The following is a 24,734-nucleotide window of genomic DNA, read 5'->3' as shown; positions in this document are numbered from 1 at the left end:
ACACTGCCAGACGCCCCTTAAACAAAGCCCAGCTCAATCGAGCTGGGCTTTGTGCTTTGTGGCGGCAAATATGGCAAGGCGGCAAATATGGCAAGCTCGCTGCATTGCGGCCAACCTTGTGTGCTCTTCCAGATGGCCCTGTCGTCCGCCTGAGCTCGGATCGCCTGCTATTGAACCAGGCGTCGCATCGCAGCCGTCGGCGCAGAGCCAGACCTCGCTTGCCGGCGGCTATGGCTGCTGCTTGGTGCCGAGCAGCAGCCCGTTCATCTCGTTTTCATTGGATACGATAATGTTGTGCCGTTGCAGCAGGGCGGCAGTCACGCCGCTGCCAGGCTGCAATTGCTGATCGAAGTGGCCGCTATAGATCTGCCGGTTGCCACAGGACGGGCTGTTGGCCTTGAGCAGTGCCTGCCGGCAGCCGTGCTGGATGGCGCTGTTGAGTGCCTGTCGCGCGCCGTCGATGAAGGCACAGCTGACATCCTGCCCTGTCTGCGTGATCACGCGGGCGTGGCCGTCGAGTACGTCACTACCGTCGCCGCCACTGATTTCAGCCGCTGGGTGCGGTGTCGGCAAGCCGCCCTGGCACTCCGGGCAGATGCTGAGCAGCTGATAGCGACGGGTCAATTCGAAGAGATCTGATGCCGGTAGGGCCTTGCCGTGGCCGTCATACCGTACCGGTTGTCCCAGTAGGCAGGCGCTGATCAGAAGTGGTGGCTTGTTCATCATTTTTTCCTTGTTCCTGAAGCAGCCTGGCCAGTACCTGTGCGCCATGCCGGATCGCGTGCTGGTCGACGCCGGCGTAGCCCAGTACCAGACCGTGCTGTTGTGGTGTCGCCAGATAGTGGCGCGCCAGTGGCCGCAGCCAGACGCCCTGAGTCGCGGCAGCCTGACTCAGCGACTGCTCCTGCAGCCCGGGCGGCAGGCCGGCTACCAGGTGCATGCCGGCTTCGCCGGGCGACAGCGCCAGCTGCTCGGCGGCGGAGTCGGCCAGTGCCTGGCGCAGTACCTGTTGCCGCTCACGATACAGCTCGCGCATGCGGCGCACGTGGCGCGCGAAGTGCCCGGCGGCGATAAAGTCGGCCAGCGCTGCCTGTACCGGATACTGCCCTTCCCGGTACAGGCGGGCATTGGCGCTGCGAAAGGCGTCGATCAGCGCATCCGGTACCACCAGATAGCCGATGCGCAGCCCGGGGTACATCACCTTGCTGAAGGTGCCGATGTAGATCACCCGTTCGTCCGGCGCCATGCCCTGCAGCGCCGGCAGCGGTTGCGAGCGGTAGCGGAATTCGCTGTCGTAGTCGTCCTCGATGATCCAGGCCTGCGCCTGTTCGGCGTGCTGCAGCAAGGCCAGTCGTCGCGACAGGCTCATCACCACCCCGGACGGATACTGGTGTGACGGCGTGGTGTAGATCAGGCGCGGCGGGCGCGGGTCGGTGACCCGTTGTGGTGCTAGGCCTTCGGCGTCGACCGGCGCCGGTAGCAGCGACAGGCCGGCACCGCGGAATGCGGCATGGGTGCCGGCGTAGCCGGGCTCTTCTACCCAGGCGATGTCACCGGGGTCGGCTAGTAGCCGCGTTGTCAGTTCCAGCCCTTGCTGCGCGCCGTTGGTGATCAGGATTTGTTCCGGCCGGCAGCGGACCGAGCGCGACAGCTGCAGGTATTCCGCCAGCACCTCGCGCAGCGCCGGCAGGCCACCGTCGGCGGTGTAGTTGAGCATGGCCGGCGCTGCCTGCCGCTGGTGGCGCGACAACAGCTGCTGCCAGCAGTGATGCGGGAACTGGCGGATCTCCGGCACGCCTGGCGCGAAGGCGCCGCTCAGCCCCTGCGGCAGGCCGCAGCTGGCGAACAGGCTGGCACCGCGCGCCGACAGCCCCAGTGGCAGGCGCCGCGCCGGCAGCGGCGTCTGCTGCCGCTGGCGGAACAGGCCGGTGACATAGGTGCCAGCCCCGTGCCGCGTGCTCAGGTAGCCCTCCGCCTGCAGCTGTTCATAGGCGTTCAGCACCGTGTTGCGGCCAACCTTGAGGCTGGCGGCCAGCTCGCGGCTGGCCGGCAATAGCGTGTCGCCAGCCAGACGGCCATCGCTGATCCACTGTCGCAGCAGCCGCATCAGCTGCCGTGACAAGCCTTCCTTGCTGTGCCGCTCCAGGCTGGCGGCCAGTGCCTCGCTGATCCATGCTGCTTGCAAAGTGGTTCCCCTCTGCTGTCATAAACTGGCCCTTGGACGGGGCCGTAAATGTTTTTACCATGAAGTGGTCGGGATACCAACGGAGCGGAAGCAGAATGGATCAACTTGCGTTTTACCAGGCCAAACTGGCCTTCGAAATTGACAGCTGGGATGTGGCAGAACAGCAGAAGCAGGGCAAGGCGCTGCTGGTGGTGGATGGCCGCTCGCCGGTGGCCTATGCCGCCGAAACCCTGCCCGGCGCCATCAACTTGCCGCATCGCGGTATCGATGCCGCCAGCACCGCGCAGCTGCCGCGCGACGTGCTGCTGGTGGCCTTCTGCGACGGCATCGGCTGCAATGCCTCCACCAAGACCGCGCTGAAGCTGGCCGAGCTGGGTTTTACGGTGAAGGAGCTGCAGGGCGGGCTGGACTGGTGGAAGCGCGATGGCTACCCCACGGTGGCTGGCGGTGCCAGCTGTGACATCAACACGGCCGCCGATTGCGGCTGCGGAGGCTGAGCATGGACATGCAATACGATCAGTACGGCCGCGCGCTGGGTGTGACGGTGGACAACTGGCAGGGTGCCACCCCGCCGCAGCGCGTCACCCTGCAGGGGCGCAGTTGCCGCGTGGAACCGTTCAGCCGCCAGCAGCACGGCGCCGGGCTGCGTGCGGCACTGGAGCTGGATGTGGATGGCCGCAACTGGGCCTACCTGATGCCGCGCCCGCAAAGCGATGCCGACTGGGACAGCTGGTTCGGCATGATGGAAGACAGCCGCGACCCGTTGTTCTTCGCCATTGTCGATCAGGCCAGTGGCCAGGCGATCGGCAGCTGCAGTTACCTGCGCATCGATCCGGCGGGCGGGGTGATAGAAGTGGGCTGGCTGCGCTTCTCGCCGCTGCTGCAGCGCACCGTCGCCGCCACCGAGGCGATGTATCTGCTGATACGGCAGGCATTCGAGTGGGGCTATCGCCGCTGCGAGTGGAAAAGCAATGCGCTGAATGCGCCGTCGCTGCACGCGGCGCAGCGACTGGGCTTCACCTTCGAGGGGGTTTTCCGTCAGGCACGGGTGAACTGGGGGCTGAACCGCGATACCGCCTGGTTCAGCCTGCTGGACCGCGAATGGCCGGCCAGCCGCGCCGCGCTGGAGGCATGGCTGGATGCGGCCAACTTCGATGCCGACGGCCGCCAGCGCCGCAGTCTGGACGAGTGCCGCCGCGGTCTGGTGGCGCAGGCGCAGCAGGACGGCGTGCGGCTGGCCTCGCTGGCCGACCTGCCGCAGCTGGTGTCCCTGTTCGACGGCTATCGCCAGTTCTACGGCCGCCACGACGATGCCGTTGCCTCGCAGGCTTTCATCCGTGAGCGGCTGCTGCAGGGCGATTCCACCATTCTGGTGTACGAGCAGGCGGGTGAGCTGCGGGGCTTTGCCCAGCTGTATCCGCTGTTTAGCTCGGTGGGGGTGGCACCGGTCTGGCTGTTGAATGATCTGTTCGTGGCGGCGCAGGCGCGGCGGGGCGGGGTTGGCCGCAAGCTGCTGCTGGCGGCTGGCGAACTGGCGCGACAACACGGCGTGGCGCGGCTGGAGCTGTCCACCGCTCACGACAACCTTGCCGCGCAGGCACTGTACGAGAGCCTGGGCTGGCAGCGCGATGTGGCGTTCCGGCGTTACCAGCTGGTACTAAATTAGCCTAACTGTTAGCTATGCTTCTGGCGGCGGAGTAAAATCAACGGTTTTACAAGGCAGTATCGACGCCCGACGCATGAAACTCCATCCGCGCAATGTCCCGATCAAGGGCGATCCATTCATTCCCAGCCGTTTCATCTTTGGTGATGCCGTCGAAGAGAAGGGGCTGGAACCTTACGAATACGTGATTCATACCCAGGAACCGGTGTTCGTCTGTCGTCTGGTGGGCATGGACCTGACGCCGTTCGACGGCCGCGACCAGGACGGCTTCCGCAGTGTGGTGCTGTATGACGAAAGCAGTCATCTGACGCACTACGTGACCAACTCCGGTTTCCGCCTGTTCGATTTCAATTTCTGGGGCGACATCCCGACCGCCGCGCAATTGCAGAAGATCTGCGACGAAGCGATGCAGGTCTACCAGCGGCTGCAGAAAGCCTATATCGACCGCGAGGTAGCCCCGAAGGAACGCGATTTCCGGCTGGTGCCGACCGAGCCGCTGCCGCCGGCAGAGCGGCAGGCGCGCATCGCTGAGCTGGTCGCCCTCAGTCGCGACGCGGTGCAGAGCCCGGTGAAGCGCATCCAGCTGGCGGCGCTGGTACAGCAGGCATTGTCCGGCGGCGACCAGGCGGTGTTTACCGAGTCGCAGCTGGCGCTGCAGGGCGAGCCGCCGGCGCGCAAGCTGCTGCTGGACTGCGCCCACGATACCATCGCCTTTCCCGAGGTAATGCGTCCGGACGGCAGTGTCGCCTCCTACGAGCTGTGGGCGTTCCCGGTGGTGTTCTCGCGGGCGCAAGGCGGGGTGTGGTGGCACTTTCCGCTGCTGGAACAGGTGGAGCCACTGCTGGCCGAGGCGTTGGAGCTGCCGCCGGAGACCATTTTGTGGCTGTCGCCGACCATCTTCACCGTCGACAGTCTGGCCGAGCGCAGCTGCCAGTCACTGGTGCATCTGGCGCCGACCATGGATGCCGGCTGCGACTTGGCATTGCATGATGTCGCCGCCGCGCGTGCCAGCTTCGAGGCCGCCTCCACCGTCAACGAGCCGCAGCTGGTGCTGGCATGGTTGCCGTTCATCGTCGAGCGCGGCAAGTTGCCGCTGATGCAGGTGCGGCGCCACGCGCGCGAGGTGCTGGACGCTACCATGCCGCTGGTGCAGCAGGCGCTGTCGGCGGAAATGGTGTACGGCGAGGCCGAGCTGTTCATGCCGCTGCCGTGGTGGGAGGCGCTGGCCGCCGGTACCGCCGCCTACAACCGCAAGCGTTTTGCGCTGACCATGGCGGTGCTCTCCGGCGGCGAGCTGCCGGACGGACTGCACGCCGAGGCGGAGTACCAGCCGGAACATCAGGCTTACGATGTGCGCCTGCTGGGTGCCCCGCAGCAGTTGCTGGCGCACACGCCGTGGCTGCTGACGCCGGACCTGAGCCCGGACCGGGGCCTGGCCTGGCAGGATCTGCAGTCCTGCTTGCGGCAAGCCGGGATCCCGGTTACCGAACACACCCCGAAGCTGCATTGAGTAACCGTGCCGCCAGTCGCCGCCACCTCCTGCCAAGGGGAGTCATCACCGATCATGCCTGAAGGCGGCTTGTTGCCGACGCTGCGCTTGCGCCTGTTGGTGCTGGGTGCCCTGTCGCTGGTGCTGGTGTTGCTGCTGGCAGCGGCGGGTGGCTATCTGCAGGCACGTACGGCACTGTACGAGGTACAGGCGCACAACCTGGAAACGCTGGCGACAAGGTTGGCCGCAGATGTCGATGACCGGGTGCGTACGCGCCAGGTACTGCTGGAGCAGGGCGCGGCCAACCTGCAACTGGCACCGCAGCAGTTCGAGCGGCAGGGTTCTGCGCTGATTACCCGTCTTCGTTACCTCAAGGGCATGTTCAACAGTGTGCTGTTATATGACCTCAGGGGTAATGTCATTGCCGATTACCCTGCCTTGCCGGGACGGCTTGGCCTCAATGTCGCCGGGCAGGACTATTTCCGCACCACCCGCGACTCCTTGCGGCCACAAGTATCGGAACCGGTACGATTGCGCGGCGGCCTGAACCGTACGGTCATCGTGTTTACCGCACCGGTATTCAGTACCGAGGGGCAGCTTGCCGGGGTGCTGGGTGCCAGCCTGGAGTTGTACTCACCGGAATTCTTTGGCGAGTTGAAGAATATTGCCATCGGCCAGGGCGGTTTTCTGACGGTTCATGCCATGCGCAGCCGGCTCACCATCCTGCATGCCGATGCCGGCGCCATCATGCAGGTTGCGGCCACTTCAGATCCGTTGCTGCAGCGTGCCCTGGCCGGCCGTTCCGGCTACGCTGCGGTGGGCGACAGTCGTGGCGTACCGGTGCTGCAGGTTTACCGGCGCCTGCGCAATGTCCCGTGGCTGCTCGGCGTGGTGCTGCCGCTGCACGAGGTGACGCAGCCGGCATCGCTGCTTGGTCGCCAGCACCTGCTGCTGGTATTGTCCGCACTGCTGCTGTTGCTGCCGCTGCTGTGGTGGGGTGTACGCCGCCTGTTGCGACCGCTGGGCCGGCTGCAGAACCAGCTCACGGTGCTGCGGCGCGATCCGCATGTCGAGGTGGCGCCGCTGGGCTGCCGCGAGTTGCAGCGTATCGGCCACGACGTGGCGGCGGCCTTTCGCGGCCGTGCCGACTGTGAGCAGCAGCTCGCTGCGCGCGAGGCACTGTTCAGCAGTCTGGGGGAGGTATCGCCGATGGGGGTGCTGGTGGTGGACGCACAGGCACGCCTGCAGTATCTCAATCCGGCCGGCATGCGCATCATCGGTTTGCCGGCGGTGCAGGCGGGGGATCGGCTCGGCCGGCACTGGCTGGACGATATTCACCCGGACAGCCTGCCGCAGGTGGCCGGGCAATGGCAGCAATTGCTGGCCAATGGCCGTGGTTTTGAACTGCTGTGCCGACTGCGGCACAGCGATGGCTGCCTGGTCATGGCCGAGCTGCACTTCAGCGAACTGGCCGGTAGCGGTGGTGAACGCCGCTTTCTTGGCCTGCTCAGTGATGTCAGCGCCCGCGAAGAAGCGCGTGGCAAGCTGCGGGCCGAGCATGAGCGGACCCAGCTGGTGCTGGGCACGATAGGTGATGCGGTGGTGCTGGCCAACCGCGTGGACGAGGTGGAATATGTCAACCCGCCGGCATTGGCGCTGTTCGGGGTGCCGGCATCGGACATGCTTGGCCGCCTGCTGGGTGTATTCATGAATCTGGTCAGTCCGGAGACCGGGCTGGCGGTACCGCTGCGCGATATCGAGCGCAATGCCGCCGGCAAACCGCTGGCGCTGGATCTGCTCAGCCGCGACATGCGCGTGCAGCCGGTGCTGCTGACGCTATCGGTGATGCATGGCCATGGCCCGCTGCAGGGCTGCAAGGTGGTGGTGCTGCGTCCCGACGGAGCGCGGCTGCACCGTGAGCAGCCGCGCCGGGAAGCCAGCTATGATGTGCTGACCGGGCTACGCAACCGTCGCGGTTTCCTGACTGCGCTGGGCGAGGTGCTCGATGACAATCGCGTGCACTACCAGCCGCACGTGTTGGCCATCATCGATCTGGACTACTTCAAGGCTGTCAATGATAGTGCCGGCCATCAGGGTGGGGACTTGCTGCTGCAGGATGTGGCGCGCATCATGCAGCGCCAGGTGCGCAGCGGCGATATTATCGCGCGCCTTGGTGGTGACGAGTTTGCCATCCTGCTGTGCCATTGCGAGCAGGAGGTTGCCGAGCGCATGCTGCACGAATTGTTGCAGCTGATTGATGCTCACGTTGTGTATCTGGGGGAGCGTACCTTCCGCATCAGTGCCAGTATCGGTGTGACCATGATCCAGCTGCAGGACGAACGGGCGCAGCCGGTGCTGTCCCGTGCCGATGATAGCTGCCATCAGGCCAAGCAGCGTGGCCGTAACTGTCTGGTACTGCACGCCGGCGCGCTCTGAGAACCTGGACGCGGATCGGTGACCGGCAATGACAAAGCCGGTATCGTCGACACCGGCTTTGTTATGTTCAAGGTTGGCCGCAAGCGGCCAACCCGTCTGTCACGGCTTACTTGTCGATGCCACCCAGCAGCACGTACTTGATTTCCAGGTAGTCTTCGATGCCGTACTTGGAGCCTTCGCGGCCGAGGCCGGACTGCTTCACACCGCCGAACGGTGCGGCTTCGTTGGACAGGATGCCGCTGTTCACCGCCACCATGCCGTACTCCAGGCCTTCGGACACGCGGAAGATACGGCCGATGTCGCGGGCGTAGAAGTAGGACGCCAGGCCGAACTCGGTATCGTTGGCCATCCGGATCGCTTCCTCTTCAGTCTTGAAGCGGAATAGCGGCGCCAGCGGGCCGAAGGTTTCTTCCCTGGCCACTTTCATTTCCGGGGTCACGCCGGTGATCACGGTCGGCTCGAAGAAGCTGTAGCCCAGCGCGTGGCGCTTGCCGCCTGTCACCAGGTTGCCGCCCTTGGCCAGCGCGTCGGCGATATGCTCTTCCACCTTGGTGACCGCGTTCTCGTCGATCATCGGGCCCTGGGTCACGCCGGCTTCCAGGCCATTACCCACGTTCAGCTTGGCCACGGCTGCGGCGAATTTCTCGGCGAAGACATCGTACACGCCGTCCTGCACCAGCAAGCGGTTGGCGCAGACGCAGGTCTGGCCGGCGTTGCGGTACTTGGAAATCATCGCGCCTTCCACGGCGGCGTCCAGGTCGGCATCGTCGAACACGATGAACGGTGCGTTGCCGCCCAGTTCCATTGATACCTTTTTCACGGTCTCGGCACACTGGCTGATCAGCTTGCGGCCAACCTCGGTGGAGCCGGTGAAGGAGAATTTCTTCACGGTGTCGCTACCGGTGAGCACGCCGCCGATTTCGGTGGAGCCGCCGGTGAGTACCGAGAACACGCCAGCCGGAATGCCGGCGCGCTCGGCCAGCACCGCGATGGCCAGAGCCGACAGCGGGGTCTGGCTGGCCGGGCGTACCACCATCGGGCAGCCGGCAGCCAGCGCCGGAGCTGCCTTGCGGGTGATCATGGCATTCGGGAAGTTCCACGGCGTGATGGCAGCGGTGACGCCGATCGGCTCCTTGCTCACCAAAATGCGCTTGTCGGCGCCGGTGGACGGGATGGTGTCGCCGTAGATGCGCTTGGCTTCTTCGGCATACCACTCGATGTAGCTGGCGCCGTAGGCGATTTCGCCACGGGCCTCGGCCAGTGGCTTGCCCTGTTCGCTGGTCAGGATTACGGCCAGGTCGTCCTGGTTCGCCATCATCAGGTCGAACCACTTGCGCAGGATGCCGGCGCGCTCCTTGGCGGATTTCTTCTTCCAGCTCTTGAAGGCCTCGGCGGCGCCATCAACGGCGCGTTGCGCTTCGGCGCTGCCCATTTTCGGCACGTGGGCGATGGTTGCACCGGTGGCCGGGTTGGTGACCGCAATGGTCTGGCCGCTATCGGCATCCAGCCACTGGCCGTTGATGTAGCACTGCTGGCGCAGCAGGGAAGGATCTTTCAGGTTCAGCATGGTGTTGTGTCCTTGTTATGCGATGCGGCCAACGTTGCACGAAGCAAGGTTGGCCGCAGGTCGGTTCAGCTCAGGCGATCAGGCCTTGATGGCGGCAACCAGCTTCTGCAGCGCTTCTTCGAAAACAGCGTCTTCGATGGTCAGCGGGAACAGGAAGCGTACTACGTTACCGTACACGCCGCAGATCAGCAGGAGCAGGCCGGATTCCAGCGCCGTGGTCTGCACTTTCTTGGCGAAGTCGGCATCGGCGTCGTGGCTGCCGGCCTTGTTGAATTCTACCGCGATCATGGCGCCCGGGCCGCGTACGTCGGCGATTTGCGGCACGTCGGCTTTCAGACCGTTCAGGGTTTCCTTCAGCTGGTTGCCCAATTGGTTGGCGCGCTCCAGCAGCTTCTCTTCCTTGATCGCCTGGATCACGGCCTTGGCGGCAGCCAGTGCCAGCGGGCTGCCGGCGTAGGTGCCACCCAGACCGCCCGGTGCCGGTGCGTCCATGATTTCTGCCTTGCCGACCACGGCAGAGATCGGGAAACCGCCGGCCATGGATTTGGCCATGGTCAGCAGGTCCGGGGCCACGTCATAGTGTTCCATGGCGAAGAACTTGCCGGTACGGGCAAAGCCGGCCTGCACTTCGTCGGCGATCATCAGGATGCCGTGCTTGTCGCACAGGGCGCGCACGGCGCGTACCCATTCGGCCGGCGCGGCGTAGAAACCGCCTTCGCCCTGTACCGGTTCGAAGATGATGGCTGCCACGCGGGTGGCTTCGATGTCGTACTTGAACAGGTGTTCGATGCTAGCGATGGAGTCTTCCACCGACACGCCGTGCAGCGGGTTCGGGAACAGGGCGTGGTATACGTCGGACGGGAACGGACCGAAGCCCAGCTTGTACGGTGCGACCTTGCCGGTCAGCGCCATGCCCATCAGGGTGCGGCCGTGGAAGCCGCCACCGAAGGCGATGATGCCGGGGCGGCCGGTGGCGGCACGGGCGATTTTCACGGCGTTCTCCACGGCTTCGGCGCCGGTGGTGTAGAACGCGGTCTTTTTGGCGTAGTTGCCCGGGGCCAGCTGGTTCAGCTGCTCGGCAACGTCGATATACAGTTCGTACGGTACCACCTGGTAGCAGGTGTGACTGAACTTGTTCAGCTGCTCGGCAACGGCGGCCTGTACCTTGTCATGCAGGTGGCCGGTGTTCAGTACGCCGATACCGCCGGCAAAGTCGATGTAGCGCTTGCCTTCGGTATCCCAGATTTCGGCGTTCTTTGCGCGCTCGGCGAAGAAGGAACACATAACGCCCACACCGCGCGGGGTGGCATTGGCTTTACGCTGCATCAGTTCTTGCGGACTCATGAATTTCTCCTTTGGACGGCCCTGCCTTATCTGCTGGAGATGGACTCGCCCAGCACTGGCTAGAGTATCGTTTTATTCTATGCCGGTGTTTAGTAAAAAGCTACGGCCGATCGATAAATTAAACATGCAACGTCGCAAAATTGCCAATTTCCGGCATCGCGTGTGCTGTTGCGGTGACAGCAACACTGCCATTGACATTTTATCCAATATTTTCATGATTTTAATGACGTTAATAAATCGCATGGCATTATTGATGAATGGGCGAGTGAACCGAAGGTAGCGGACATGACACGGATGCACGGCTTTTCCCTTTTGCAAGTGCTGATGGCGCTGTTGCTGTGCGGCATCGCATTGTCGCTTGCCATTCCCGCGTGGAGCGGCATGGTGCGGGAGCGAACATTGCAGGCCTATATCAGCCGTCTGAATGTACTGTTATTGCGCGCCAGGAACGATGCGCTGCTGCGGCAGCAATCGGTACATGTCTGCGCTGTCAACATGAAGCAGAACCAGGATCCGCAGGGCTGCTTTGCCAATCCGCAGTCCCGTGGCGGGGTGCGGCACTGGAGCGAGGGCGTGCTACTGTATCAGGACCGCGCGGGTGGCCGGCCGGCGCGCTACGACTCCAAGGAGGCGCTGCAGGTGCTGCCGCTGAAGGCGACACCGGCAGAGCCGCAGCTGCTGGTGTCGGTGCCGTATTTTGAAGTCGGTGAGTGGGGCGGCTTGAAGGGAGTGCAGTCGGTGAGCTTCATGCTGCAGGACAGGCAAGGCAGTTGCCAGCAATTGCTGGTATCGACCCCGATGCGCATCCGCGTGTCGCCATGCTAGCGGCACGCGGTGTTACCTTGCTTGAGCTGCTGCTGGTGCTGGCGGTGCTCGGCATTCTGTCGGCGGCTGCCTTGCCGGCGTATCAGGGCCATGTGCAGCGCAGCCAGCGGGCACAGGCTATCGCCCTGCTGCAGGAGAATGCAGTCTTTCTTGAGGAGTTTTATCATCGTCACGGCAGCTACAAGTTGACGCCGACCAGCTGGCCGGCATTGCCGGCACCGGCCTCCCCACCCGATGGCATGGCACGGTACCGGTTGATATTTGGGTCGGTACCGCGCAATACCGACGATGGTTATTACGTGCTGCGTGCCATTCGCTTGCAAGTGGCGGACGAAACGGAGGTGATCTCCCTGACGCAAACCGGGATCATGAAGTTGTGCCTCGGGCGCGATGGCGTGGAGCGGTGCGAGCTGGTGCACTGAGCGTCGCCGGCACCCCCTGACCCTGCATTACGCCTCCCTGCCGTACTACTTGTACTGTCTGCGCCGGCACGGGCCAGATACCCCGCAAGGTTTTGTTAGCGGTGCCGGGAGACACGATGTGAGGCACGCCTGCGGCCAAGGCATGGTTTTGCCCTGCCGGCTGTCTTGGCGCGTGTTCACGCTCTGCTGCAACTGATCCAGGCAGGGCGAGGTGGCGCGGTGCGCCCTTACTGAAACAACGGATGATCCGGCGCCAGGCTGCGGCCAACGTGGCAGATGTGCGCCCATTCCGGCCGGTGCCCCAGCCTGGCTTGCAGTTGTGCTGCCAGCTGGCAGTAGTCGCTGCTGCTTTCTAGCAGGAAGTAAGTATGCAACAGCAGGATGTGTGCCGGCAGGTTGTCCGGTTCGGTCCGGATGGTGTGACGCAGTACTTGCCGCGCCCGCTTGTAGCGCTGGTAGGTGAGGTATACCTCGGCTTCGCCGACCGGATCGATGCCGCGCTGGCGTGGCGGAACGAAGCGCAACTGGTGCATTAGTTCGCCCGGATGGGCGATATCGGAAACGGCATCAAAGGCTTTGGCGACATCGGCAAGCAGACGCAGCATGGTGATCCCCTCCTTCGTTGGAGTCACCATTTTGCGACGCACTACCGGTGGCAGCAATTCGTAGAAATGCGTAGTGGTATTTACGGTGCGCTATCGACAAAACGGCTGTTCAGCGTCTGCTCCAGGATTGCTGCAGGCAGCTTTGCGACAACGGCATGGCCCAGGGACTTGAGCAGCACGAAGCGGATCTCGCCTCCTTCCACCTTTTTGTCATGGCCCATCAGCTCGATCCAGCGCACGGTGCCGAGAGCCGGAGCGATTGTCGGCAAGCCGGCCTGCTGCAGGATTGCCTCCACCCGATCGACCTGCGCCTGATCCAGCCAGCCCAGTTGTCGCGACGCCTCGGCCGCCAGCAGCATGCCGGCACCGACTGCTTCGCCGTGCAGCCAGGTGCCAAAGCCGAGGCCGGCCTCGATGGCGTGGCCAAAGGTGTGGCCAAGGTTGAGCAGGGCGCGCATGCCCTGTTCTTTCTCGTCCTGGGCCACGATGTCGGCCTTCATCTTGCAGGAGTGTTCCACTGCATGGGCCAGTGCCTGCTTGTTGCGCTTGCGCAGCGCCGGCATGTTCTGCTCCAGCCAGCCCAGGAACTGCTCATCGCCGAGCAGGCCATACTTGATGATCTCGGCCAATCCGGCCGACAGCTCGCGTTCCGGCAGCGTGTCCAGCAAGTCCATGTCGGCAATCACAGCCTGTGGCTGATAGAACGCACCTATCATGTTTTTGCCTTGCGGATGATTGATCGCGGTCTTGCCGCCGACGGAAGAGTCGACCTGGGCCAGCAGGGTGGTCGGAATCTGGATGAAGGGTACGCCGCGCTGGTAACAGGCGGCGGCAAAACCGGTCATGTCGCCGATGACGCCGCCGCCCAGTGCGATCAGCGTGGTGCTGCGCTCACAGCGGTGCGACAGCAATGCATCAAAAATCCGGTTCAGGGTATCCCATGTCTTGAAGTCCTCTCCATCCGGCAGCACCACCGGCAGGCAGCTGACGCCTGCTTGCTCCAGACTGTGCTGTAGCGGTGCAAGATATAGCGCCGCCACCGTGGTGTTGGTGATGATGGCTACGCGGGGCTGTTTGAGGTGCGGCGTAATCAGTCCGGTCTCGCCGAGTAACTGCTGACCGATGTGGATGGGGTAACGGGTGTCGGGAAGGATGAGATCAAGCGTTTTCATGGTCAGTTGGATGTCGGTCGGGCAGCCGCCTCGGCTAGTTGCTGCTCCAGGCGGGCGATGAGCACGTTAACGTTTTGATGGGAGGTGTCGATGATCAGGTCGGCGATTTCGCGGTACAGTGGATCGCGCTGGGCAAACAGCTCTTCCAGCCTGGCGCGCGGATTGCCGGTCTGCAGCAGCGGGCGGCTCTTGTCGTGCAGGGTGCGGGCCAGAATGTCGTCAATCCTTGCGCGCAGATAGATCACCGTGCCGTGGCGGCGCAACATCTGGCGATTTTCCGGTGCCAGGATGGCGCCACCGCCGGTGGCCAGCACGATGTTGTCCATCGCGCACAGCTCGGCGATGGTATCGCGTTCCCGCTCGCGAAAACGCTGCTCGCCTTCGATATCGAAGATGGTGGTGATGCGGACGCCGGTACGCTTTTCGATTTCATGATCGGAATCGAAAAACTGTTTGCCGGTGTGGCGGGCAAGGGTGCGGCCAACCGTGGTTTTGCCGGCACCCATCAGGCCGACCAGAAAGATATTGCCTGCCAGTTTCATGCCGGGCATTGTAAAGGAAGTGCCGCCACGCTGTCGCCTGCCCTTAGCGGGCAATCAGCTCGTTTTCGATAATCCGCGGTGTGATGAAAATCAGCAGTTCGCGGCGGTTGTTGGTGACGGACTTGTTGCGGAACAGGGCGCCAAGGAACGGGATGTCGGCCAGTAGTGGCACTTTGTTTTCGACGTTGTTTTCTTCCTGCACATAAATGCCGCCAATCACGACGGTGCCGCCATTTTCGACACGAACCTGGGTATTGACGGTCTTGTTGTCAATGGCCGGGCCGGCATCGAGCGCCAGTTTCAGATTCGGCGTGTCCTTGGTGATATCGAGCGTCATGATGATGTCGTCTTCCGGTGTGACTTGTGGTATCACCGACAGGCTCAGGTTGGCTTTCTTGAAGGTAGTGGTCGATTTGCCGTTGTCGTCGATGGACTGGTAAGGGATTTCGGTGCCTTCGGTGATGGTTGCCTTGGTGCGGTCCGCGGTCAGGATGCGCGGGCTGGACACCACCTTGCCATTGTCCTCGGCCTGCATCGCGGACAGTTCCAGACCGATCAGGCTGCTGGCACTACGGTAAATGGTGGCGATGGACGCCCCCGCGAGGGAGGCTGGCAGGTCAACAATAGGACTCAGGGTGGTGCCGTTCGATGTGGTTGCCCCGGCAAGGGTCTCGCGAACAAGCGTATCACCACCAACCTTCTGAAAGGCCAGGCGCACGCCCAGGTCGCGCTGGAAGTTGTCCTTGGCCTCGACGATGCGCGCCTCGATCAGTACCTGGCGCAGCGGCACGTCCAAAATGCTGATGACCTTGCGCACTTCCTCGATCATGGACACGCCGGCGCGCACGATCAGGCGGTTGGAGCGGTTGTCGGCCATTAGCGTCAGGGTCTTGTTGAAGGTAGCGGCTGAGCGGGAGTTTGAGCTGGAACTTGAGCTGGTATCAGCGTTGTCCGTATTGCCGTTACTTTCTCTTTCGCTCTCTCTTACATAGCCTGATTCGCCCATATCCTTGATGGCCTCTTTGATTTCTTCTACGGCGCGATAGCGGATGGTGAAGGTCTCGGTGACGAACGGTTCCGAGGTCTTCTTGACGCGGTTCGCTTCGGCGATCTGGCGCTCGATGCCGATCAGCTCGCTGCGTGGGGCGATGCGGATGACGTTGCCGACCTGTCGTTTTTCCAGATTTTTCTGGGACAGGATCAGGTCCAGTGCCTGATCCCAGGGCACGTCATTGAGGCGCAGGCTGAGGCTGCCGGTCACGCTGTCGCTGGTGATGATATTCAGGCCGGTAAACTCGGCGATGACCTGCAGCAGCGAACGTACGTCTATGGTCTGGAAATTGAGCGACAGGCGCTGTCCCTTGTAGTTGGCCTTGCCTTGCGCCAGCAGGCTGGAATCGGCTTCTTCTTGCGATACGGCACGAATCTCGACCACCAGCTGGCGTTCGGTCTGGTAGGAGGAGTATTCCCAGTTGCCGCCAGACTGGATGGCAATGCGGCTGCCGCTGTTCTGGTTGACGGCATCGACACGGCTGCTCGGGGTGGCAAAGTCGGAAACATCGAGGCGCCGCTCCAGATGGCGCGGCAGTCTGATACCGGCCAGGTCCACGACCAGACTGTCACCTTCGCGTTTGATGTCTACCGGGCTGTTGCTGGTCGGCAGATCGACGATGATGCGCGCCTCACCCTTGGTGCCGCGGCGGAAATCGATATTGGCTATCTGGCCGGTGGTGCCAAGGTTGGCCGCAATGGCACTGTTGATTGCGCTGCTGCCCGCGAGCGGCTTGCCGATCGGGGTGAAGCTTACCAGCAGCCGCTTGCCGTCAATGCGTGTGCTGTGGCCGCTGCTTTTGTTGAGATTGAGCACCAGCCGTGCGCGGTCGTCGCTTTCGACGATGGTGACGGCATTCAGCCACTCACTGTTGAATGGCAGCAGGTTCTTGCCGGTCCGGTTTCTGGTGTCCTTGAGGTCGAAGGCAATGCGCGGTGGATTGGTGATGGAAAAGCTGGCCGGCACGGCTGGCGTATCGGCAAAACTGATGGCCAGCTCCGGTTCGTTCCGGCTGTTGTTGACGAGGTCGATGGCGGTGATGGCATTGGCGGCGAGCAGGGCCGGGGATAGGCTGGCCAGCAGCAGGCTGGCAGCCAGTGTTTTCAGGTAATGCTTGTTCATGGTTTTGCCCCTTGTTCCTGCTGTAGCAGATACAACGTGTTTTTTTGTTGTACCCACTCCCCATTTATGTTTTCCACGGTTTCTTCCAGTACCACCTCGGTCTCGCTGACCTTGCGCACGATGCCGAAGTTGGGGCCGACAAAGTTGCCGGGCTGTACGTGGTGTACGTTGCCATCCGGAGTCTGGACCAGGCCGAAGTACCGGTTGTTCAGCCGTAGCGTGCCGGTCAGCTTGAGCTGGCTCAGCTCGTAGTTTTCCAGAACTTCGCGTGGCCGGTTGCTATTGAGCATCCCCTTTATCTTGTTGCGGGCCAGTTGCAGGCGGCCGGGATCGAATGGCGATCCCGGTGCCGCCCCTTGAAACGGGTGGGGCTGGTAGGGCTGTACTGGCGGCAGCGGCTCAACCTTGCCGTGCACATCCTTGCCGGCGTGCTGCATCCACTGCTCAATGCTTTCCTGCTCGGCCCCGCAGGCGGTCACGGCCAGCAGGCAGGGCAGGATGATGATGCGTCGGCATGTTTTTTTCATCATGGTTTGCCGGTCTTGGCCGTTTGTTCTCCGGCCTCCAGTGCGCGATAGGTTTTGGCGGTGGCCTGCAATTGCAGGCGGTCTTCCCCGGCGTTGCCATTCGGGGTCAGGCTAATGTCACTGATGGTTACGATACGCGACAGCCGGGCCACGTCATTGACGAAGGTGGTCAATTCGCCGTAGCTGCCGCTAAGGCGGATCTGGATCGGAAGGGTGGCGATTTGTGCCGATCTGGTTTCGTTGCCGGGGCGGAACAGCTCGAACAGCAGGCCGCGGCCAACCCCTGCCTGGTTGATCTCGGTGAGCAGGGCCGGCATTTCTGCCCGGGTCGGCAATTGCTTGAGCAATGCACCGAACGACGATTCGATTTCTTTCAGCTGTTTTTCCAGTGCGGCCAGATTGGCAACCTGGTGCTTCTTGTCGAGATAGCTTTCCTTCAGTTGCGTTTCTCTGGCCTGCTGGCGCCCGATCTGATCCTGCTGGTCGGAAAAGATAAAGAAATAGGCCAGTCCCAGGATGGCGGCGATCATGACGGCCAGGCTGGTGATTTGCGGGCCGAGTGGCAAATCCGGCAGGTTCTTGAGGTCAAACTGACGGAGTTCGTCCAGTGTCATGGTGTTGTCCTCGGGGCGGTCTGGCCTGGCTGGCTGGCATCGGTTGCCGGCGTGCGAACAGACAGGCTGAGACTGAAGTCATTGGCACGCACGTTGTCGACCAGCGTGGAACTGACCTCGATCAGTATCGGGCTGCTGAATGCCTCGGATTGCTCCAGGTTGCGCATCAGCGCCGAAACGCGGGCGCTGGACAAGGAGGTGCCGCTTAGAGCGATGGTGGTATCCGTTTGCTTGAAGCTCTTGATGAACACCCCTTCCGGCAGGGCCTTGAGCAGATGATCGAAAATCCTGGGGGCTTCGGTCCGGCTGTTTTGCAGCTGCTCGACCAGCTCCTTGCGCGACAGCAATGCCATGCGCTGCTGGCGCAAGTTTTCGATATTGCCCAGCTGTTGGTCAAGCTGCGCGATCGCCTGCTCCAGCTGCTGGTTGCGGCGTTGCTGTTCGTTCAATACGTTGTCCAGCCAGCTGTAGCCGGCATAGGACAGCCCCAGGCCAGCGAGGAGCGCCGCGGCCAGCATGTGCTGGAAACGTTTGCGGTGGGCCGCTTTTTTCTGTTCGCGATGGGGAAGCAGGTTGATCCGGATCATGGTTCAGTCGAATCTCCGCAAGGCCAGTCCGCAGGCGACCAGTAAAGATGGCGCATCCAGCAACAGGTTTTTCAGTTTGACGTGCGGGGAGTGCGTCATGGTGGTGAAGGGGTTGGCAATCATGGTGCTGATCTGGGTGCGGCCCAGCACGGCATCATCCAGCCCTGCCAGCATGCTGGAGCCGCCGGCCAGCAGGATGTAATCGATGCGCAGGTACTGCGACACGCTGACGCTGGTGTAGAAAAACTGCAGCGCGCGCTGGATTTCCTGTGCCAGCGAGTCGACGAAGGGGCGCAGCAGTTCGTTTTCGTAACCTTCCGGCAGCATCATGGTGCGTTTGCCTTGCTCCGACTCTTCGTGGCTGTAGCCGTAGCGGCGCTGGATGTCGCGGGTGAGCTGGCCGCCACCGAAGGCCTGTTCGCGGTAGTACAGCTGCTGGCCGTTGCGGATCACCGCGCAGTGGATGGCGTTAGCGCCGATATCGAACAGCGCGAAAGTCTGGTTGATACCCTGGTCCGGCAACTGCTGCTGCAACTGCTCGAAGGCAGTCATCATGGCAAAGGCATCAATATCGACCACATCCACCCTGAATCCTGCCATTTCGGCTACGGCGACGCGCTCCTCGACTTTTTCCTTGCGTGCGGCACAGATCATCACGTCCAGGTCATTGCTGCTGTGGGTGGACGGACCAAGTACCTGGTAGTCGAGGTTGACTTCGTCCAGCGGGAACGGGATGTACTGGTTGGATTCGGCCTCCACCAGCATGGCCAGTTCGTCGGGATTCTGCGCCGCCGGCACCAGTATCTTCTTGTAGATCGCCATTGCGGTGGGCAGGGCGATGGCTACCCGCTTGCAGGATGAGCCGAGGCGGTGGCGGGCGTGGCGGATGGCTTCGGCCACGGCTTCCATGTTCTGGATATTGCCTTCCGTCACCGCATCCTTGGGCAGCGGCTCGACAACATAGCGCTCCAGCTGCAGGCCACGGCCGGCACTGCCGAGTTCGACCAGCTTGATGGCGCTGGAACTGATATCCATGCCCAGCAGGCCGTGCTCGGTGCTGCCCAGCAGGGAGGCCAGGGCTTTTTTCAGTCTGGAAACATCCAGAGAGGGTTTCTTGTCGAACATCGTTTTCAAGCCGTGCCTGTCGTGACGCTGCTGACGGGGCGCGGCCAACCTCCGGTGTTGTGGCCATTGATCGGCTGGTGGTCATCGGCGGCACGGCTGCGATGACCGGCCAAGGCGCCGTTACATATCGTCGCTATCTGAAAAAGGTATAATGCGCCATCCTTCTGAAAGGCAAGAGCTTCACTATCCACTTATGTTGCCACGCATACTCTCCGTAACCGCCGGCATTATCGCCGGCCTGACCATTCTGGTGCTGGGCCTGGCCGTGATCGCCATTCTGGTGACCTATCCGCGCCTGCCGAGCCTGGATGTGCTGACCGATTACCGCCCGAAAATTCCGCTGCGCGTCTATACCCAGGACAAGGTATTAATCGGTGAATTTGGCGAGGAACGGCGTTCTTTTACCAAAATCGGCGATGTGCCACAGTTGATGAAACAGGCAGTTTTGTCGGCGGAAGACGAGCGTTTCTACCAGCATGGCGGTATTGATTACATTGGCGTAATGCGTGCCGCAGTCGGCAACATAGTATCCGGTCGCACGCATTCCGGTGCAAGCACGATCACCATGCAGGTGGCCAAAAACTTCTTCCTGTCCAGCGAGAAAACGTTTACCCGGAAATTCAACGAAGCGCTGCTCGCGTTCAAGATCGAGCATACTTTATCGAAAGACCAGATTCTCGAGCTTTATTTCAACCAGATCTATCTGGGGCAGCGGGCCTACGGCTTTTCCGCCGCCGCGCAAGCCTATTTCGGTCGTCCGCTGCAAAGCCTGAGCGTAGCCGAGATGGCGATGCTGGCCGGTTTGCCCAAGGCCCCGTCCAGCTATAACCCCGTTGTCAATCCGGAGCGGGCAAAATTGCGGCAGGCCTATGTCTTGCGCCGCATGCACGAATTGCGCTACATCACCGCCGAGCAGTACGCGGCGGCCAGGAGCGAGCCGCTGCGCCTGGCCGCTGCCAATCAGGATACCTCGCTGCCGGCGCAGTACGTGGCGGAAATGGTGCGCCAGGCGATGTACGAGCGTTACAAGGACGGCGCCTACACCGAAGGGTTTCGCGTTTTTACCACAATCGACAGCCGCCACCAGCAGTGGGCATTCGACGCGCTGCGTGCCGGGCTGATGGACTACGACAGCCGCCAGCCCTACCGCGGCCCGGAGTCGTTTGTCGACCTGAGCAAGGTGGAAGACGCCGACCTGGAGGAAACGCTGGATGAAACGTTGGCCGCCGTGCGCGACAGCGGCAACATGCAGCCGGGCGTGGTACTGTCGGCGTCGCCGTCGGCGGTGAGCGTCTATCTGCGCGGTGGGCGCACGCTGCAGATCCGCGGCCGCGGCCTGGCTTTTGCCCGCAGCGCGCTGTCGGAACGGGTAACTCCGGTGCAGCGCATCCGCCGTGGCGCGGTGATCCGCATCGTGGAGCAGGGCGGCAATGCCGGCATCGTGCAGATGCCGACGGTGGAGGGCGCCTTCGTGGCGATGGATTCCGCCAATGGCGCGATCCGTTCGCTGGTCGGCGGTTTCGACTTCAATCGCAGCAGCTTCAACCATGTGACCCAGGCCATGCGCCAGCCGGGCTCCACCTTCAAACCGTTTGTCTACTCCGCCGCGCTCGACCGCGGTTTCACGCCATCGACCATGATCAACGACGCGCCGATCTCGGTCGATCCGCAGACCATCGGCGGCCAGCGTTGGGAGCCGAAGAACGATGACGGCAAATATGCCGGCATGATCACGATGCGCCGCGCGCTGGCGCTGTCGAAAAACCTGGTGTCGATCCGCATCCTGATGTCGATCGGTACCGATTTCGGCCAGCAGTATGTACAGCGCTTCGGCTTTGAATCAAAGAACATTCCGGCCTACCTGACCATGGCGCTGGGCGCCGGCCAGGCCTCGCCATTGCAGATGGCGGAAGGTTATGCCGTGTTTGCCAACGGCGGCTACCGCACCCGTGGCTACTTCATCGACCGCATCGAGGATAGCAGCGGCCGCCTGCTGGCGCGTACCGAACCGGCGGTGGCAGGGCGCAACGCGGCGCAGGCGATCGACCCGCGTAATGCCTACATTGTCAGCAACCTGCTGAAGGATGTAGTGCGCTACGGTACCGCCAACCGTGCCACCGCGCTGGGGCGCGGCGACATCTCCGGCAAGACCGGCACCACCAACAACTTCCGCGATGCCTGGTTTGCCGGTTTCACCCCGTCGCTGGTGGCGGTGACCTGGGTCGGCTTCGACCAGCCGCGCAGCCTCGGCCGTTACGGCTACGGCGGTACCGCGGCGCTGCCGATCTGGATCAACTACATGAACAATGCGCTGAAGGGCGTGCCGGACATCGAACTGCCGCCACCGCCGGGCATCGTGGTGCGGCCGGGAGCCGGCCTGCGCGGCAACGACGAGTACTATATGGAAGAGTTCCAGCGCACCAATCCGGCGCTGAGCATCAACAACCGCGGCACGGTGCCGGGTAGCGGCAACGTGACGCCGGACGAGACCGTGCCGGAGGAAGAAGCGGCGCCGGCCGGTGATGCGGTGGAAAACGTGAAGGAACTGCTGTTCTGAACGTTGGCCGCAACGTCGGGGCAACAAGGCCGGCGTTTGCTGGCCTTGTCGTTTCGTTGAAGCGTTGCCGTTACAGCAGCGACAGCACCTGCTCCGGCGGCCGGCCGATCACGGCGCGGTCGCCGAGCAGCGCGATCGGGCGCTCCAGCAGCTGCGGATGGTTGTGGATCGCCTGCAGCAGGTGTTTGTCTTCCAGCGACACGTCGTCCAGGTGCAGGCGGACGTAATCATCCTCCTTGCTGCGCATTATCTGGCGCGGGCTGACGCCCAGCGCCCGGCACAGCTGCTGCAGCTCCTCGATGCTGGGCGGGGTTTTCAGGTATTCCACGATGTCGAGCGGGGCCGCCTGCTCCTGTAACAGTTTTAATGCTTCCCTGGATTTCGAGCAGCGCGGGTTGTGATAGAAACGGATCATGAATCGCTACTTTCTGCTATGTCTTGGGGGTTGTTGAACACACTGTTGTTCGTCAGCGCCGCCGTGGCGTGCTACGGTGCCGATTATATTTCCCTGCCTGTTCTTTGCCGACTATGCCTGAATCGTCCCGCCAGCGCCACGCCGTGCTGGCCCTGCTGCTTGCCGCACTGGCCACCCTCGGCCCGTTCTCCATCGATACCTTCCTGCCGGCGATGGCCGACATCGGCGTGGCACTGTCCGCCTCGCCGCTGCAGATGCAGCAGGCGCTGTCGGTGTACCTGTTCTGCTATGCACTGATGATGCTGTGGCATGGCGCCATTTCCGACAGTGTCGGGCGGCGGCCGGTAATCCTGGTGTCGTGCCTGTGCTTTGCCATCGCCTCGGTCGGCTGCGCGATGGCCAGCGACCTGTCGACGCTGCTGCTGTTCCGCGGCATGCAGGGGCTGTGCGGCGGTGCCGGGCTGGTGGTCGGTCGCGCCATCATCCGCGACCGTTTCCACGGCCACGACGCGCAGCGCATGATGTCGCAGGTGACGATGCTGTTCTCGGTGTCGCCGGCGATTGCGCCGGTGGTCGGCGGCCTGCTGTTCGGCAGTTTCGGCTGGCGCTCGATCTTCGAGTTCATGGCGCTGCTGGGCCTGCTGCTGTTTGCCGCCTGCTGGCGCAGCCTGCCGGAAACGCTGGCGCGCGAGGTGCGCCCGCCGTTCGCCTGGCGGCAGCTGGCACGCAACTATCTAGAGGTTGGCCGCAAGCGCGAATTCCAGCTGCTGGCGCTGGCGGTGTCGTTCAACTTCGCCGGCTTCTTCCTTTATATCCCGTCGGCGCCGGTGTTCGTGATGCAGCACCTGGGGCTGGGCCACGACCAGTTCATCTGGATGTTCGGCCCGGCGGTGGGTGGCATCATGCTCGGCGCCTTCCTGTCCGGGCGGCTGGCCGGGCGGCGCAATGCGCGGCAGCTGGTGTCGCTGGGCTACGGCCTGATGTTCGGCGCCGCGGCGCTCAACGTGCTGTCGGCGTGGCTGCTGCCGCCGTCGGTGTGGAGCAGCGTGCCGCCGCTGGCGCTGTATTCGACCGGGATGTCGCTGGCGGCGCCGTCGATCACCATCGTGCTGATGGACCAGTTCCCGCACCTGCGCGGTACGGTGTCGTCGATGCAGGGCTTCACCCAGACCATGTTCTCCAGCCTGATCGCCGGGGTGATCGCGCCCTTGGTGTGGACATCGACGCTGTCGCTGGCGCTGACCATGAGCGGCCTGCTGCTGACCGGCTTTCTGCTGCGTAGCGCCTACCGCCGCCGCGTCAGCCGCGCGGGGTAATGGCGCTCAGGCCGCCGCCTGCACCAGCACCGGCCGCAGCACGCGGATCACCTCCTGCGGCGACAGGCCGAGCAGGAAGCCGCGCTTGCCGCCGTTGATGTAGATCCGGTCCAGCGCGGCAATGCTGGCTTCCATGTATACCGGCATGCTGGCGCGGGTGCCGAACGGGCTGGTGCCGCCGACCTGGTAGCCGCTGTGCTTGTCGGCGGTCCTGGCGTCGCAGGGGCTGATCTTCTTGACGCCGGCTTGCTTGGCCAGCATGCCGGTGCCGACCTCGCAGTCGCCGTGCATCAGCACGACCAGCGGCTTCTTGTGCTCGTCTTCCATGATCAGGGTCTTGATCACGCAGTGCTCGTCGACACCCAGCTCGCGCGCCGAGACGCGGGTGCCGCCTTTTTCCTCGTACTTGTACAGGTGTTCGCTGTAGCTGACCTGATGCTGGCGCAGCAGGCGGATGGCCTGGGTGACCGGGGCTTTCTCTTTCGACATGATGCGGGATCCAGTGCAAGACGCCGGCTATTTTACCCGTGCGGCCAACGTTGGCCGCAAGTATCGCCACACCCGCCACAGCAGCAGCACGGCGACGATGGCGGCATAGATCAGCGGCGACTGGATATCGCGCTTCACCAGCCACAGGTAGTGCAGCACCCCCAGCGGGGCGATGACATAGACCAGGCGGTGCAGCTTGCCCCAGTTGCGCTTCAGGCGGCGGATCCAGCCGTCGCTGGATGTGATCGCCAGCGGCAGCAGCAGCCCGAAGGCGAGCATGCCGACGGTGATGAACGGCCGCTTGACGATGTCGCGCACGATGGCGCCCCAGTCGAAGAACTGGTCCAGCCACAGGTAGGTCAGCAGGTGCAGGCAGGCATAGAAGAACGCGTACAGCCCCAGCATGCGGCGCAGGCGCAGCAGCCAGCCCGGCGCCCCCAGCGCGCGCAGCGGCGACACGCACAGCGTGAGCAGCAACAAGCGCAGCGTCCAGGTGCCGAGGCCGCGGGTCAGGTCCTCGATCGGGTTGACCGCGTGGCCGGCCAGCGCGTGCCACAGCAGCTGCGCCAGCGGCAGCAGGCAGACCAGGAACAGGCTGACCTTGATGGCGGCGAACAGGCGCGGGCCGGGCTGTTGCCAGTGCAGGGCCAGCGGGCGGGCGAGGGTGGTGCTGTCGGCCAT

At 63.2% G+C, this 24,734-nt stretch carries 23 protein-coding genes; 8 read left to right on the top strand and 15 right to left on the bottom strand.

Features of this window, described 5'->3' with window-relative positions; translation table 11 throughout:
- Positions 1-228: 228 nt before the first annotated feature.
- Together IE083_RS01490 and pdxR are read right to left on the bottom strand one after the other, a co-directional pair.
- Positions 229-723, bottom strand: a complete 495-nt coding sequence (locus IE083_RS01490; protein WP_189351866.1) for a 2-thiouracil desulfurase family protein — start codon at positions 721-723, stop codon at positions 229-231.
- The gene (gene pdxR / locus IE083_RS01485; RefSeq protein WP_189351865.1) at positions 665-2,185 is read right to left on the bottom strand and encodes a MocR-like pyridoxine biosynthesis transcription factor PdxR; all 1,521 of its coding nucleotides are present in this window, start codon (positions 2,183-2,185) and stop codon (positions 665-667) included. Before pdxR ends, IE083_RS01490 begins: the two co-directional genes overlap by 59 nt.
- Positions 2,186-2,280: 95 nt before the next feature.
- Here pdxR and IE083_RS01480 point away from each other — a divergent pair, with 95 nt between their 5' ends.
- The 4 genes from IE083_RS01480 (at position 2,281) to IE083_RS01465 (ending at position 7,773) form a co-directional block, all read left to right on the top strand.
- Entirely contained in the window at positions 2,281-2,682 is a 402-nt protein-coding gene (locus IE083_RS01480) for a rhodanese-like domain-containing protein (protein ID WP_189351864.1), read from the top strand.
- A 2-nt stretch (positions 2,683-2,684) separates the two neighbouring features.
- Positions 2,685-3,851 carry a GNAT family N-acetyltransferase gene (locus IE083_RS01475; RefSeq protein ID WP_189351863.1) on the top strand — a complete coding sequence of 389 codons (1,167 nt, stop codon included), beginning with the start codon at positions 2,685-2,687 and terminating at the stop codon, positions 3,849-3,851.
- A gap of 73 nt (positions 3,852-3,924) precedes the next feature.
- Complete coding sequence (locus tag IE083_RS01470; protein ID WP_189351862.1) at positions 3,925-5,358, top strand: hypothetical protein; 1,434 nt, start codon at positions 3,925-3,927, stop codon at positions 5,356-5,358.
- 54 nt (positions 5,359-5,412) lie between these two features.
- Entirely contained in the window at positions 5,413-7,773 is a 2,361-nt protein-coding gene (locus IE083_RS01465; RefSeq protein WP_189351861.1) for a diguanylate cyclase domain-containing protein, read from the top strand.
- Positions 7,774-7,879: 106 nt separating this feature from the next.
- Here the strand turns inward: IE083_RS01465 and gabD are convergent, their stop codons facing one another.
- Together gabD and gabT are read right to left on the bottom strand one after the other, a co-directional pair.
- On the bottom strand, positions 7,880-9,340 hold the full coding sequence (gene gabD / locus IE083_RS01460) for an NADP-dependent succinate-semialdehyde dehydrogenase (protein WP_189351860.1): 1,461 nt from the start codon (positions 9,338-9,340) through the stop codon (positions 7,880-7,882).
- Between the two features lie 78 nt (positions 9,341-9,418).
- Positions 9,419-10,684 (bottom strand): 4-aminobutyrate--2-oxoglutarate transaminase, encoded by a 1,266-nt coding sequence (gabT, locus tag IE083_RS01455; protein WP_189351859.1) that lies wholly within the window; start codon positions 10,682-10,684, stop codon positions 9,419-9,421.
- A gap of 285 nt (positions 10,685-10,969) precedes the next feature.
- Between gabT and IE083_RS01450 the strand changes: the two genes are divergently transcribed.
- Together IE083_RS01450 and IE083_RS01445 are read left to right on the top strand one after the other, a co-directional pair.
- Positions 10,970-11,509, top strand: coding sequence for a pilus assembly FimT family protein (locus IE083_RS01450; protein ID WP_189351858.1), 540 nt, complete (start codon positions 10,970-10,972; stop codon positions 11,507-11,509).
- Positions 11,503-11,931 (top strand): type IV pilin protein, encoded by a 429-nt coding sequence (locus IE083_RS01445; protein WP_373295169.1) that lies wholly within the window; start codon positions 11,503-11,505, stop codon positions 11,929-11,931. Before IE083_RS01450 ends, IE083_RS01445 begins: the two co-directional genes overlap by 7 nt.
- A 227-nt stretch (positions 11,932-12,158) precedes the next feature.
- Here the strand turns inward: IE083_RS01445 and IE083_RS01440 are convergent, their stop codons facing one another.
- The 8 genes from IE083_RS01440 to IE083_RS01405 all read right to left on the bottom strand — a co-directional run bounded on the left by IE083_RS01440 (position 12,159) and on the right by IE083_RS01405 (position 19,276).
- Entirely contained in the window at positions 12,159-12,536 is a 378-nt protein-coding gene (locus IE083_RS01440; protein WP_189351856.1) for a type IV pilus assembly protein FimV, read from the bottom strand.
- An 80-nt stretch (positions 12,537-12,616) separates the two neighbouring features.
- The gene (aroB, locus tag IE083_RS01435; RefSeq protein WP_189351855.1) at positions 12,617-13,708 is read right to left on the bottom strand and encodes a 3-dehydroquinate synthase; all 1,092 of its coding nucleotides are present in this window, start codon (positions 13,706-13,708) and stop codon (positions 12,617-12,619) included.
- Positions 13,709-13,710: 2 nt separating this feature from the next.
- Complete coding sequence (gene aroK, locus IE083_RS01430; RefSeq protein WP_189351854.1) at positions 13,711-14,259, bottom strand: shikimate kinase AroK; 549 nt, start codon at positions 14,257-14,259, stop codon at positions 13,711-13,713.
- Between the two features lie 34 nt (positions 14,260-14,293).
- Entirely contained in the window at positions 14,294-16,423 is a 2,130-nt protein-coding gene (locus IE083_RS01425) for a type IV pilus secretin PilQ (protein WP_189351853.1), read from the bottom strand.
- On the bottom strand, positions 16,420-16,953 hold the full coding sequence (locus IE083_RS01420) for a pilus assembly protein PilP (protein WP_229799537.1): 534 nt from the start codon (positions 16,951-16,953) through the stop codon (positions 16,420-16,422). Before IE083_RS01420 ends, IE083_RS01425 begins: the two co-directional genes overlap by 4 nt.
- Positions 16,950-17,564 (bottom strand): type IV pilus inner membrane component PilO, encoded by a 615-nt coding sequence (locus tag IE083_RS01415; protein WP_189351852.1) that lies wholly within the window; start codon positions 17,562-17,564, stop codon positions 16,950-16,952. The genes IE083_RS01420 and IE083_RS01415 overlap by 4 nt, the downstream gene beginning before the upstream one ends.
- Positions 17,561-18,151, bottom strand: a complete 591-nt coding sequence (locus IE083_RS01410; protein WP_189351851.1) for a PilN domain-containing protein — start codon at positions 18,149-18,151, stop codon at positions 17,561-17,563. Before IE083_RS01410 ends, IE083_RS01415 begins: the two co-directional genes overlap by 4 nt.
- Before the next feature lie 3 nt (positions 18,152-18,154).
- Entirely contained in the window at positions 18,155-19,276 is a 1,122-nt protein-coding gene (locus IE083_RS01405; RefSeq protein ID WP_189351850.1) for a pilus assembly protein PilM, read from the bottom strand.
- Positions 19,277-19,469: 193 nt separating this feature from the next.
- Between IE083_RS01405 and IE083_RS01400 the strand changes: the two genes are divergently transcribed.
- Positions 19,470-21,833 (top strand): penicillin-binding protein 1A, encoded by a 2,364-nt coding sequence (locus IE083_RS01400; protein ID WP_189351849.1) that lies wholly within the window; start codon positions 19,470-19,472, stop codon positions 21,831-21,833.
- A gap of 70 nt (positions 21,834-21,903) precedes the next feature.
- Here the strand turns inward: IE083_RS01400 and arsC are convergent, their stop codons facing one another.
- Positions 21,904-22,248, bottom strand: a complete 345-nt coding sequence (gene arsC / locus IE083_RS01395) for an arsenate reductase (glutaredoxin) (protein ID WP_189351848.1) — start codon at positions 22,246-22,248, stop codon at positions 21,904-21,906.
- A gap of 113 nt (positions 22,249-22,361) precedes the next feature.
- Between arsC and IE083_RS01390 the strand changes: the two genes are divergently transcribed.
- Positions 22,362-23,564: a multidrug effflux MFS transporter gene (locus IE083_RS01390; RefSeq protein WP_189351847.1), complete on the top strand. Its 1,203-nt coding sequence runs from the start codon at positions 22,362-22,364 to the stop codon at positions 23,562-23,564.
- A 6-nt stretch (positions 23,565-23,570) separates the two neighbouring features.
- Here the strand turns inward: IE083_RS01390 and ybaK are convergent, their stop codons facing one another.
- Both ybaK and msrQ read right to left on the bottom strand, forming a co-directional pair.
- The gene (gene ybaK, locus IE083_RS01385) at positions 23,571-24,053 is read right to left on the bottom strand and encodes a Cys-tRNA(Pro) deacylase (protein ID WP_189351846.1); all 483 of its coding nucleotides are present in this window, start codon (positions 24,051-24,053) and stop codon (positions 23,571-23,573) included.
- Positions 24,054-24,080: 27 nt separating this feature from the next.
- The gene (msrQ, locus tag IE083_RS01380) at positions 24,081-24,734 is read right to left on the bottom strand and encodes a protein-methionine-sulfoxide reductase heme-binding subunit MsrQ (RefSeq protein ID WP_189351845.1); all 654 of its coding nucleotides are present in this window, start codon (positions 24,732-24,734) and stop codon (positions 24,081-24,083) included.

Origin of the sequence: Vogesella fluminis, assembly GCF_014652335.1 — a bacterium.
Lineage (GTDB): Bacteria > Pseudomonadota > Gammaproteobacteria > Burkholderiales > Chromobacteriaceae > Vogesella > Vogesella fluminis.
Note: the sequence above shows the minus strand (reverse complement) of the source record. Positions and strands in the feature narration are given on the sequence as shown.